Raw genomic sequence first — 13,253 nt, 5'->3', positions numbered from 1 at the left:
ATGAGAAATAAACGCTTTTTAAACAGGTTTAAGCAGGAAATCTTGTGGGAAACGTAGTATAATATATTCAAAGGATGAAAGGAGGACACTTATATGAAATTTAACATTCGTGGCGAAAATATTGAGGTGACTGGAGCAATACGAGATTACGTAGAGAAGAAGATTAGTAAACTGGAAAGATACTTTGATACACCGCCAACTTCCGATGTACATGTAAATTTAAGTGTCTATAATGATGAGCAGAGAATTGAAGTTACTATCCCAATGACAAATCTATTATTGCGTGGTGAAGTACAGCATCTCGATTTATATGCTGCCATCGATTTAGTCGTCGATAAACTTGAAAGACAAATTCGTAAATACAAAACAAAGGTAAATCGCAAGTTTAGACAGGACGGTTCTCCAAAGCATATTTTTGCTGAATTAGAAAAAGAAGCAAGCAATGTGGCAGTTGAAGAAGATTCAGATGAATTAGAAATTGTTCGTACAAAAAGATTTAATTTAAAACCAATGGATTCAGAAGAAGCTGTATTACAAATGGACATGCTTGGCCATTCATTCTATGTTTTCACAAATGCCATAACCAATGACACAAATGTTGTTTATCGTCGTAAAGACGGGAAATACGGTTTAATTGAACCAAATGCTTAATAAATAAATGATAAGGCGGTACCTCTTCGGGGGATCGCCTTTTTGAATGTTTAGGAGTAACTTCTACCCCAAAAGGATCGTCATCCACAAAACAATCCATCCCCTATTATCTACGTTTCTTAAAAAGTTCTCTCAAAATAAACTCCTTCTATATGCGACAACCCCATATCCAGTGCGGTTTTGGAAATCATTTGTCGAAATTCGTCGAACGAAACACCAAAATCAAATTTTGGAACGATAGAATAGCGGTGTTTTATCATTATTTCCTTGAAATGATGTCGAAATATATAATTTAATATCAAATAATTGTCGAATTTGATCCTAAAATTGAAAAATGGCTATTGGTTTTTTTTACTAGTTTCATGATATAACTAAGTCAATCGACCTAGGAGGTGAGCATATGAATGAACATGAACAGATTGCATTTAATGATTTAAAAGCAAAAGTACAGCAACATGAACATACGATCACTCAATTAGTGGAAATAATAGCTGCGACAAACAGAAGGATAACAGAAATTGCGAATAAATACGAAAACAAAAATAAATATTCACTAACATAAAATAAAGTTCGCCAACTTCATCATGTATCCCCACACTTGAAGAGTCTTAATAAATTCAAAGAATCCTCAAGTTTCCCCCAAATTTGAAGAGTAGTTTATCCTCGAACTGCTCTTTTTTCGTTTTTAATTAAGATGTATGAACATACTCAACCAGTTGTCATCTTTGATTATATAGTGTTATTATGGGTAGTGGACTAGTATAAAATGATTTACTGAAATATATTGAGGAGCGTTAATGATGGCTAGATTATTACAGAAGATTTTTGGTGATGGAAATCAAAAACAACTAAATAAAATACAAAAGAAGGTCGATCAGATAGAGACAATAGAACCAGAAATGGAAAAGTTGTCTGATACCAAACTGCAACAAAAAACAGAAGAATTTAAGGAACGCTATCAAAACGGTGAAAGTCTTGATGATATGTTGGTCGAAGCATATGCTGTTGCTCGTGAAGCAGCCAGAAGAGTACTGGATATGCGTCCGTTTGCAACACAGCTGGTAGGTGCGGTTGCTCTACATGAAGGTAATATTGCCGAAATGAAAACAGGAGAAGGTAAAACATTAGCTTCCACAATGCCCGCCTATTTAAATGCTATTTCCGGTAAAGGTGTGCATATTATTACGGTGAACGAATATCTCGCTGATCGTGATGCGAAAGAAATGGGTGTTCTATATGACTTTCTTGGACTAACGGTGGGCTTAAATGGTAATGGGTTATCCAAAGAGGAAAAAAGAGAGGCCTATAACAGTGACATAACATATGGTACCAATAATGAATTCGGTTTTGATTACCTAAGAGATAATATGGTACTTTACAAAGAACAAATGGTGCAGCGACCATTACACTTTGCCATCATTGATGAGGTTGATTCGATTTTAATTGATGAAGCAAGAACACCATTAATTATTTCGGGATCTGCAGAGAAGTCAGCATCCCTTTATCAGCAGGCAAATGCTTTTGTAGGAACACTTAAAGGCGAAGGTAATTACACGTATGATGAAAAAACAAAAGGTGTACAGCTGACAGAAGAGGGAATTAATAAAGCAGAAAGCTATTTCTCCATTGAAAATTTATTTGATTTGGATCATGTTTCATTGACACATCATATCAACCAAGCTTTAAAAGCACATGTGTCCATGCATCTTGATGATGATTATGTAATTGAAGATGGGGAAGTAGTAATTGTCGATCAGTTTACAGGTCGTTTAATGAAGGGACGCCGATATAGTGATGGCTTGCATCAAGCTATTGAAGCAAAAGAAGGTCTGCAAATCCAAAATGAAAGTATGACATTAGCATCCATTACATTCCAAAACTTCTTTAGAATGTACAATAAACTTGCTGGTATGACCGGTACTGCTAAAACAGAGGAAGAAGAGTTTAGAAATATTTATAATATGGACGTTATTGCCATCCCAACAAACAGACCGATTGTACGTGATGACAGAGCAGATTTGATCTATAAATCAATGGAAGGGAAATTCCGTGCAGTTGTGAATAATATTAAAGAACGCTATCAGACGGGTCAGCCTGTATTGGTTGGTACGGTTGCTGTTGAGACATCTGAAGTAATTTCACAGCTATTGAAAAAAGCTGGGGTAAAACATAATGTGCTAAATGCTAAAAATCATTATAGAGAAGCTGAAATTATCGAAAATGCCGGACAAAAAGGTGCAGTTACCATTGCAACGAATATGGCTGGACGTGGAACAGATATCAAGTTGGGTGAGGGTGTTATCGAGGCTGGTGGTCTTGCAGTTATCGGAACAGAACGTCATGAATCACGCAGGATTGACAATCAGCTCCGTGGACGCTCGGGTCGTCAAGGAGATCCCGGAATGTCACAATTTTATTTATCAATGGAAGATGAATTAATGCGCCGTTTTGGTTCAGATAATTTAAAATCAATGATGGAACGTTTGGGCATGGATGATACACAGCCCATCGAAAGTAAAATGGTGTCTAGAGCAGTAGAATCAGCTCAAAAACGTGTAGAGGGTAATAATTTTGATGCACGTAAAAACGTTCTTTCTTATGACGATGTGCTTCGCGAACAACGGGAAATCATTTACAAACAACGGTTTGATGTCATTGATTCTGATGCAGATCTCAGGGAAATCATTGAGAAAATGATAATGTCGACACTTGATCGTGTTGTTAACACACACACACAAGATGATGATGATGCAAATTGGGATTACAAATCGATTATCGAATATGTCCATGGAAGTCTTCTAAATACAGAAGATATTAGTGAGAACGATATTAATGGAAAAGAACCTGTAGAAATTAATGAAATCATTATGGAAAAAGTACGTGCGAAATATGATGAAAAAGAAAATGAATTAACACCAGAACAAATGCGTGAATTTGAAAAAGTAATCTTATTACGTACGGTAGATTCTAAATGGATGGATCATATTGACCAAATGGATCAATTACGTCAAGGTATTCATCTCAGAGCATACGGGCAAAATGATCCGTTACGGGAGTATCAATTAGAAGGCTTCGCAATGTTTGAGGTGATGATTGAAAATATTGAAGAAGAAGTTGCAAAATATATAATGAAAGCACAAATCCGGGATAATTTGCAACGTCAGGAAGTAGTGAAAAATACACAGGCAGTTTCAGGTGGACAGGATGAAAAGAAGAAAACTCGTAAGCCATATGTGAAAACACAGAACATCGGTCGAAATGATCCTTGTCCTTGTGGAAGTGGAAAGAAATATAAAAATTGCCATGGAAGATAAGAATAAACACTCCCAGCAAGCGGGAGTGTTTTCATTCAAAAAATATAAAGAGGTGAAGCAGATGGAATTAGTAGAAATTAGAAATGAATTAGATAAGATGGTTTCCCGAGTTGAAGACTTTAGGGGGTCTCTTTGACTTAGACCATAAAAAGGAAAGAATCAAGGAACTTGAAATTGAAATGACAGATCCAGTGTTTTGGGACGACCAGGATGCGGCTCAAATCGTTATCAATGAAGTAAATGGATTAAAAAGCTATGTGAATAGTTTTGAAGAAATAGAAGAACGCCTGGATGATTTAGAAGTCTCGTATGAGCTAGTGAAAGAGGAGAATGATAAAGAATTATTTGAAGAACTTAATAATGAAGCAACCACATTAATGAAAGATATTAATGATTTCGAATTACAAATGCTGCTAAGTGCTCCATATGACGCAAATAATGCAATCTTGGAACTTCATCCAGGTGCTGGTGGTACAGAATCTCAGGACTGGGCTAGTATGCTATTACGCATGTATCAGCGTTGGGCTGAGAATAAAGAATTTAAAGTGGAAACAATGGATTATTTACCTGGTGATGAAGCGGGGGTTAAAAGTGTTACATTAATGATCAAAGGGCATAATGCGTATGGCTATTTAAAGGCTGAAAAAGGGGTTCATCGTCTTGTGCGAATATCACCATTTGATTCATCAGGACGTCGCCATACCTCATTTGTATCCTGCGAAATTATGCCGGAAATGTCAGATGATGTAGATATTGAAGTGAAAAGCGACGATATTAAGGTAGATACGTATCGTGCTAGTGGCGCAGGAGGTCAACATGTAAACACAACTGATTCTGCTGTTCGTATCACACATATACCAACAAATGTTATTGTTACATGCCAAAATGAAAGATCACAAATAAAAAACCGGGAAGCAGCAATGAAAATGCTTAAATCCAAGTTATATCAGATGGAAATTGAACGTCAGCAGCAGGAACTCGCAGATATTAGAGGTGAACAAAAGGAAATTGGCTGGGGCAGTCAAATTCGATCCTACGTGTTTCACCCCTATTCGATGGTAAAAGATCATCGAACCAATGTTGAAATTGGGAATACACAAGGTGTTATGGATGGGGAAATCGACCCGTTTATTGATGCGTACTTAAGATCACAAATTCAGTAAAAAAGTATAAAATTCGTGATGAATATCACATAAACCCTTTATTTATAGGGGATTTAAATAATTTCATAAAAGTGACACAAATTGCCAAATTGATTGATTTGATTGCATTTAAGATCAAATTATAGCATTGTAACATTTTCTTTAGGGTTTTAAATTTTTGTGAAAGGGTTATAATAAACTATGATAACCTATACATTAAAAATTTGTAAGGGGGATTTAAGCTATGAAAAAATGGTTATTCGCAGTTCTTTTCGGTTCAGCACTAGTGCTCGGTGCATGTGGCGGCGGGGATGACGGTGCATCTGATGATACATCAGGAGATAACGGCACAGAAGAAGACGCTGGTTCTGAAGGCGGCACTGTAGATACTGCTGCTGCTGAAGAAGTATTTGAAGCTAATTGCGCTTCTTGTCATGGTGCAGATTTATCTGGCGGAGCAGGACCAGATCTAACTCAAGTTGGTTCTACTCATTCTGCAGAAGAAATCGCTACAATCATTGAAGAAGGACAAGGCTCTATGCCTGCTGGAATGGCAACTGGTGACGATGTAGATTTACTAGCAAACTGGTTGGCGGATCAGAAGTAACTAAAATTTACTTAAAAGGTCTGGTTAAATGGAGATTTCCATTCATCAGACCTTTTTTTATTGTGTAGGAAATGATCCAATTTATGGGTGGTGGATAACGAATGAACTGAACTAGCCATGCTCAGCACCTGCGCCCCTTCCCTATTATCCTTATCGTAATCCTCCTTAATTTAACCCAACATCAACTTCCTACGCTCGAAGCCTACAGGATCTGGGTCAGTTCGACATTGCTACTAAAGGATTTCGGTGGAACGAGAATTAGCGCACTTCCAGAAAGTGGCGATCATAGTCGAACATCCTATACCTAATTTCCCATAATGTTTCGTCTAGAACTACGATGATAAATGGGCACCTCTAAGCTTTAGATCATGAACACAAGAATTCCCGAGCACAATAATTTGCGCAAAATAAGACTAAATTCCTAGTAATTAGCTAATAATCATCAAATTTTACATCAAAGTAACTATTTGAAATATAAATGTAATAATTTTATGTCTAAAAATCGTGCCGAAAAATGTTATACTAGATAAGAATTAAATAAAAGAACATATCCTAGCAAATATAATACTGAAATTTAATAACTACTTTATTAGAGATTCAACAGCTTAGAATAAACTTCAAAAAATGTAAAGGTGATACATATATGATATTAATGAAAGATGTCTATAAAACATATGCCAATGGAGTCACGGCTCTGAATGGTATTAATGTTGATATTAAACAGGGTGAATTTGTATATATTGTTGGTCCAAGTGGTGCAGGTAAATCCACTTTTGTTAGATTGATATACAGAGAAGTAAAATCGACACAAGGTACCATCATTATAAATGAAATAGATATGAGTGAAATAAAGGAAAGAAAGGTTCCTTTTTTAAGAAGGGATATCGGCGTCATTTTCCAGGATTTTAAACTTCTGCCAAAACTATCAGTCTATGAAAATATTGCTTTTGCTTTAGAGGTTATTGAAGAATCTCCTCGCAATATCCGCAAACGTGTTATGGAAGTCCTTGAACTCGTCGGTTTAAAAAATAAAGCGCGATTTATTCCTGATGAATTATCAGGTGGGGAGCAGCAGCGTGTATCCATTGCACGTGCCATCGTTAATCATCCGAAAATTGTAATTGCGGACGAGCCTACCGGAAACTTAGATCCGGAAACATCATGGGGAATAATGAAAGTATTTGAAGAAATTAATGCAAGAGGAACAACAATTATCATGGCCACACATAGCAAAGAAATTGTGAACACCATTAAGAAACGGGTTATTGCTATTGAAGACGGTTTAATTGTTAGAGATCAAAACCGGGGTGATTACGGCTATGAAATTTAGAACATTTACACGCCATATACGAGAAGGATTTAAAAATATTATCCGAAATGGTTGGATGACGGTTGCTTCTGTTGGTGCGGTAACAACAACATTGATTTTAGTGGCAGCGTTTCTTGCATTAGTGCTCAATCTGAATGAAATGGCAGCAAATCTTGAAGAAGATGTAGAGATTAAAGTATTAATTGATTTAACGGCAGATGAAGAACAAATTACGTCACTTGGTGAAAATATAAAAGAAATTAAAGGGACAGATTCAGTTGTTTTCTCCTCCAAAGATGATGAGCTGGGAAGTCTTATTGATAGCATGGGTAAAGAGGGTGAATCATGGCAGTTATTTGAACAGGATAATCCTTTAAATCATGCTTATATTGTAAAAGCTCAAAACCCTGCAGATACAGATGCTATAGCTAGTGAAATTGAAACCATGGACAGCGTACAGGAAGTTGATTTTGGTAAAAATGTTGTAGAGAGCTTATTTAAGTTTAATGAATATGCGAGAACTATCGGATTGGTATTGATTGTCGGATTGGTATTTACCGCAATTTTCCTTATTTCCAATACGATAAAAATTACCATCATGGCACGTAGTAAAGAAATAGGCATCATGAAGCTTGTTGGCGCAACAAATGGATTTATTAGATGGCCATTTTTTATCGAAGGAATGCTTCTTGGCATATTAGGTTCGATCATTCCAATTACAGCAGTTCTTGTCGGTTATTATTACCTGGAAAATAATTTAAGCGAACAAATTACTTATAAATTTGTGGAATTATTACCATTTAGTCCATTTGCATGGCTACTTTCTCTTATGATTCTAGCAATTGGAGGCATCATTGGAATTTGGGGAAGTGTGATGAGTGTACGGAAATTCCTGAAAGTCTAGCAGCTAGAAAAATGCGGGACGCTGGTGCTGGATGAGGTTCCTCTTGACTATCCAGTTATCCACGGCGTATAAATTTTATAATTTCCTAGACAACAAGAAAAAGCGCTTTGGCTCCTTGAGTCCTCTCGATGGTGAAGCTGAAGCTTACATAGATAATAAGTTAAATCAGTATTTAACTGTGGGAAGGGGAAAAACGGAATGAAGAAAGTCTTCGTATACATATTTGCGACAGTATTGGTCATAACAGCAAGTACTGCAAATTTAAATGCTGTTTCTGCAGAATCAATTGATAATTTAAAGGAAAAAATTAATCAACTAGAAAAAGAGCAAGGCAGTCTTGAGGAGCAACAAGGAAATGTCGATAGTGATAAACAGAATACAGAAAATAAAATAGATAAAAATCTAGATAATCAAGATTCAGTTAAACAGGAAATCAATACTATTGATCAAGAACTAAACAATACAAAAAACGATATTCAAACGAAAGAAAATGAAATTGCTGAAACAAATAAGCAAATTGAAGCATTGAAACATAGAATCATAGAATTAAAGGAAGAAATAGTAATTTTAAAAGAGCGGATAAAAAAACGCGAAGCATTATTAAAAGAGCGTCTTCGTGCAATCCAGCAAAATGGTGGAAATATGAAATATATGGAAGTTATTTTTGGTGCACAAAGCTTTGGTGATTTTATAAGCAGGTCATCAGCAGTAAATACAATAATGGATCAGGATAAAACAATTATGGAAGAACTTGCTGCAGATAAAAAAGCATTAGAAGAAAAAAAAGTTGAAGTTGAATCTAAAAAAAATGAAGTTGAACAGCAAAAAGTGGCCTTAGAGGGGCAAAAGAAAGAACTAGTCGCATTAAAAGGTCAATTGGATAAGCAAATGGCTGAAAAAGAAACATTAATGGCTCAATTAGAAGAAGAACATCAACATTTGGAAGAATATAAAGTTACATTAGAAGAAGAAAAAGAAATCCTAGCTGCTCAAACAGAAGCTAATAAAAAAGCAATTGAATTAGCGCAGCAGGAAAAAGGTAATTTAGAAAAATTGGCTAAAGAAAAGGCTGCGAGAGAAGCAGCACAGAAAAAAGCGCAAAGTTCAAGTTTAAGTCCAAATACAAATACAAACACAAATCCAAATCCAAACACAAACGATAACGCACCGAGTAACATAAGTGGTAGCGGAGACTTTATCTGGCCGGCAAGTGGATCAAGAACATCGAATTTTGGTTGGAGAACCCATCCAATTAGCGGAACGCAAAACTTCCATGGAGGGATAGATATTGCTAATGCTGCAGGTACACCTATTTACGCTTCTGGAAAAGGAACAGGTGTGGTAATGCAGGCAAAATTCCATAATTCTTATGGAAACCATGTCATGATTGTAAATAATATCGATGGTGTTAATTATACAACGAATTATGCACATATGACACATAGTGTTGTAAGCCCAGGACAAACGGTTAAACAAGGACAATTAATTGGGTATATGGGTACTACAGGAAGCTCAACTGGAAACCATTTACACTTTGAAATCCATAAAGGCGGTTGGAATGGTACTGCAAATGCAGTTAACCCTATTTCGTATTTAAGATAAAATGCAGGGAATTAATTGTAATTACGTCGTATAAACTATAATATAAAAAGGCATCGCACATTACGGTGTGTGATGTCTTTTTATATTATGTACAAATAAAAAGACATGTACCTATAGAAAAGATGAAATCTTCGTCAAGTATGGGATTACATGATATGCTTTTCTATATTACATATGGACATAATAAATAAGTTTGGGGTGAAAAAATGAATCTTAAAAAGTCACAAATAATATTGCTGCTGCTTGCCGCAATTGTGTTGGGGTTTGCTGGTGCATATAGTGGTGTCAAGTTAGCACAACCGAATCAAACTGAAACAGAGCAGCAAAATGCCTCCGTTACAGAAAAAGCAAATGAAAATGAGCTAGAAGCGCAACCACCTGAAAATATAAATAAAGTTGCTCAGGCATTTAGTTTGATTAAACAAAATTATTTGGAGGGCGCAGAGGATAAACAATTAATAGAAGGCGCTATAGAAGGAATGCTGGCCACACTGGATGACCCCTATAGTACTTATATGGATGTCGAAATGATGGATCAATTTAATGAACAAATTGAATCATCTTTTGAAGGTATAGGTGCTGAGGTGAGTATGGTGAATGGAATGGTAACAATTGTTTCGCCAATTAAGGATTCACCTGCTGAAAAGGCAGGACTTCGGCCAAATGACCAGGTTTTAACGGTTGATGATGAAAGCATGGAAGGATTGGATCTAAATGAGGCCGTCGCTAAAATTCGGGGTGAAAAAGGGTCTGAGGTAATTTTGGAAATACAGCGCCCTGGTGTTTCAGATCCATTTGATGTAACAATTGTACGGGATACCATCCCTGTTGAAACTGTTTATAATACCCTTGAAACAGTTAATGGACAGAAAACGGGTATTCTGGAAGTTACCAATTTCTCAGAGCACACTGCAGAGGAATTTGACGAACAATTAAAGATGTTGGAAAAGGAAGGTATTGAAGGATTAGTAATTGACGTCCGTGGTAATCCAGGTGGACTATTAAACGTGGTCGAGGATATTTTAAAAATGTTTGTGCCAAAAGATAAACCTTATATGCAAATAGAGGATCAAAACGGTGATAAGGTACCTTATTATTCAGAACTTGAGGAAGAAAAGGAATACCCTATAAGCGTTCTTATCGATGAAGGAAGTGCTTCTGCTTCAGAAATCCTTGCTGTTGCTATGAAGGAACTGGGGCACGATATTGTTGGGAATACTAGCTTCGGAAAGGGTACTGTACAACAAGCTGTTCCACTAGGAGATGGGAGTACAATTAAGTTAACATTTTACAAATGGCTTTCACCTAGTGGGGAATGGATTCATGAAAAAGGGGTTGAACCTACCGTTGAAGTTTCACAAAAGGATTATTTTTATACAAATCCAATTCAGCTAGAGGAAGCCTTAACTTATGATCAGTCAGATGAAAAAATCAGTAATGTTCAGGAAATGTTAAGTGGACTAGGCTATGATACTGGTCGTACTGATGGGTATTTCAGCGAAGAAACAGAAGCAGCTGTTAAAGATTTTCAATCGAACAATGATTTGAATGCAACTGGTGAAGTTGATGAAGAAACCGCTGGCTTAATAGAAGCAAAAATCATTGAAAAAATTCGAAATGGTGAAGACGACCAACAGATGGACAAAGCATTGGAGGAAATATACAAATAAGCTATCTCAGAGAGGGCAGCATTAAAAATACACACGGGATAATGGAAATTTCCGTGTGTATTTTTATTTTTCTCTTAACTCTAAACGGTGAAAACCTGTGGAAGCTATCCAATAGTGTTTTCAAGGACAAACCAGCTTAAAACCACGGTCAACCTGTCCAATAGAATGCTTCTCAAGGACAAATTAGCTCAAAATCACGGTCAACTATCCATTAGAAAGTCTGCTCTACGCCAAAACGAAGCCCCGTATCAGGTACAAACGGTAGAATAGAAGATACCATAAGGATAAGGAAAGCTCTCCCAGCATTATATCTACGGCAGAAAAAGTGTTTTCCTTTTTCAAGAAAGCGGTTTAGCTTTCGAGGAAGATGCAGCCGTGCTCACTTAAGAAAAGCAATGGTCACCAGCAGATACGTTGCATTCAATATCCACTGCGAAGATTAAAAAGCAACAAACCAAATAGATAATTATCTTTTCACCTTGACTTCATGATTAAGTGCTTTTACCAATGAAAACATCATTAGAATGATCACAAATGAAAATGGGAATGCTGCGGTTATAATGGTGTTTTGCAGTGCGGTTAATCCACCAACATAAAGTAAAATAAGGGCGACAGATGATTGTGCAAAACCAAGAGCAATCTTTACGGTGGTTGGTGGTGTCAATGAGCCGTTGGTTGATTGCATCCCTAGGACAAAGGTTGCTGAATCTGCTGACGTAATGAAAAAGGTTAGAATAAGCATGATTGCCAAGAAAGATAAAATAAACGTGAACGACATTTGGTCAAACATGTTAAATAATACTAATTCCGTGGCGGATTGTGTCAAATCAATACCGCTCTTCTGTATATTTCCTGCTGTTGTTCCAAATGTTGCAAACCAGATGGCGATGATTAATGTTGGTACAATCGTAACTCCAACCATAAATTGGCGAATTGTTCTTCCTCGGGATACACGGGCAATGAACATTCCAACAAAAGGTGCCCAGGAAATCCACCATGCCCAATAAAAAATGGTCCAGGAATCAAGCCACCTGCGATTATCTCCTTCAAGTGCAGCAGTCCGGAAACTCCAACCAATCATATTTTGGAGGTACAATCCAAATGTTTCAGTAAACATATTCAGAATAAGGATTGTAGGCCCGACTAACAATACGGCAAAAAAGAGCAAGATGGCAATTACCATATTGGCATTTGATAAATATTTGATTCCTTTGCTCAGACCCGACCATGCTGATATAAGAAATAAAGCAGTAATGATAGCAACAATTGTAAATTGCGCTGTGAAGTCAACTTCTATTCCAAAAAGATGGTTCAGTCCACCGTTAATTTGCATTGCACCAAAACCTAATGATGTTGCTACACCGAAAATGGTTGCAAAGGTAGCGAGCACGTCTATCATTTTTCCAAATGGTCCTTTCATGCTATCGCCAAAAAGAGGTTTTAATGTGGAAGAAATCAAACCAGGTTCCCCTTTGCGGAATTGAAAAAAGGCCAATGAGAGAGCAACAAGTCCATACATTGCCCAGCCATGTATGCCCCAGTGGAATAATGTCACTGCAAGCCCTTCTTTAAGTGCTTGATCAGATCCTTCCTCAGCAAATGGTGCATCAGAAAAACTGTGAAAAAGTGGTTCTGCGGCCCCGTAAAAGACCAGTCCGATTCCTAGCCCTGCTGAAAATAGCATGGCGATCCATGTAGGTGTTGAAAATTCAGGTTTTTCGTTATTTTTCCCTAAGCGAATTCTTCCATAGGGACTAATGGCAATAAAGATTGAGAGGATGATTAAACCGGACATCAACCACATATAATACCATCCGAAGTATGTTGAAAGGAAAGAATTAATAGCTGTGGTTACTCGTTCAAATTGCACAGGCAGTAAAGCACCAACTAAAACAAAGATAATAACTAACGCTGTCGTGATATAAAAAACACTTGAAACCTTCTTCATAAGAAACCCCCTTAAGTAAATTGATTATTTAAAAGCTAAAGTCCATCAAGAAGGAAGAAGTTTACTGATATGATATATTATGATTTAGCATTTGAAATATGGGAAA

General features: G+C 36.7%; 10 protein-coding genes. 9 read left to right on the top strand and 1 reads right to left on the bottom strand.

Annotated elements, in window-relative coordinates; translation table 11 throughout:
• Positions 1-93: 93 nt before the first annotated feature.
• The 9 genes from hpf to AC6HVZ_RS06030 all read left to right on the top strand — a co-directional run bounded on the left by hpf (position 94) and on the right by AC6HVZ_RS06030 (position 11,199).
• Entirely contained in the window at positions 94-651 is a 558-nt protein-coding gene (gene hpf / locus AC6HVZ_RS06070; RefSeq protein ID WP_497557255.1) for a ribosome hibernation-promoting factor, HPF/YfiA family, read from the top strand.
• 400 nt (positions 652-1,051) lie between these two features.
• A complete protein-coding gene (locus AC6HVZ_RS06065; RefSeq protein ID WP_497557254.1) occupies positions 1,052-1,213 on the top strand; it encodes a hypothetical protein in 162 nt (53 codons plus the stop codon).
• Positions 1,214-1,451: 238 nt separating this feature from the next.
• Positions 1,452-3,965, top strand: a complete 2,514-nt coding sequence (secA, locus tag AC6HVZ_RS06060) for a preprotein translocase subunit SecA (RefSeq protein ID WP_497557253.1) — start codon at positions 1,452-1,454, stop codon at positions 3,963-3,965.
• 61 nt (positions 3,966-4,026) lie between these two features.
• Positions 4,027-5,128, top strand: a protein-coding gene (gene prfB / locus AC6HVZ_RS06055; protein ID WP_497557354.1) for a peptide chain release factor 2 whose coding sequence is annotated in 2 segments (ribosomal slippage) — positions 4,027-4,098 and positions 4,100-5,128 — 1,101 coding nt in all. Because the reading frame shifts where the segments join, the coding sequence is not laid out codon by codon here.
• A 223-nt stretch (positions 5,129-5,351) separates the two neighbouring features.
• Complete coding sequence (cccB, locus tag AC6HVZ_RS06050; protein ID WP_497557252.1) at positions 5,352-5,714, top strand: cytochrome c551; 363 nt, start codon at positions 5,352-5,354, stop codon at positions 5,712-5,714.
• A 643-nt stretch (positions 5,715-6,357) separates the two neighbouring features.
• Complete coding sequence (gene ftsE, locus AC6HVZ_RS06045; RefSeq protein WP_497557251.1) at positions 6,358-7,044, top strand: cell division ATP-binding protein FtsE; 687 nt, start codon at positions 6,358-6,360, stop codon at positions 7,042-7,044.
• Positions 7,034-7,927 (top strand): permease-like cell division protein FtsX, encoded by an 894-nt coding sequence (gene ftsX, locus AC6HVZ_RS06040; protein ID WP_497557250.1) that lies wholly within the window; start codon positions 7,034-7,036, stop codon positions 7,925-7,927. The genes ftsE and ftsX overlap by 11 nt, the downstream gene beginning before the upstream one ends.
• Positions 7,928-8,125: 198 nt before the next feature.
• Complete coding sequence (locus AC6HVZ_RS06035; protein WP_497557249.1) at positions 8,126-9,529, top strand: murein hydrolase activator EnvC family protein; 1,404 nt, start codon at positions 8,126-8,128, stop codon at positions 9,527-9,529.
• A gap of 206 nt (positions 9,530-9,735) precedes the next feature.
• Entirely contained in the window at positions 9,736-11,199 is a 1,464-nt protein-coding gene (locus tag AC6HVZ_RS06030; RefSeq protein ID WP_497557248.1) for a S41 family peptidase, read from the top strand.
• A gap of 466 nt (positions 11,200-11,665) precedes the next feature.
• On the opposite strand, the gene AC6HVZ_RS06025 is transcribed toward AC6HVZ_RS06030, so the two are convergent.
• Positions 11,666-13,147, bottom strand: a complete 1,482-nt coding sequence (locus tag AC6HVZ_RS06025) for a BCCT family transporter (protein WP_497557247.1) — start codon at positions 13,145-13,147, stop codon at positions 11,666-11,668.
• Between the last annotated feature and the right edge of the window lie 106 nt (positions 13,148-13,253).

It is taken from the genome of Oceanobacillus sp. NCCP-135 (genome assembly GCF_059698015.1).
Note: the sequence above shows the minus strand (reverse complement) of the source record. Positions and strands in the feature narration are given on the sequence as shown.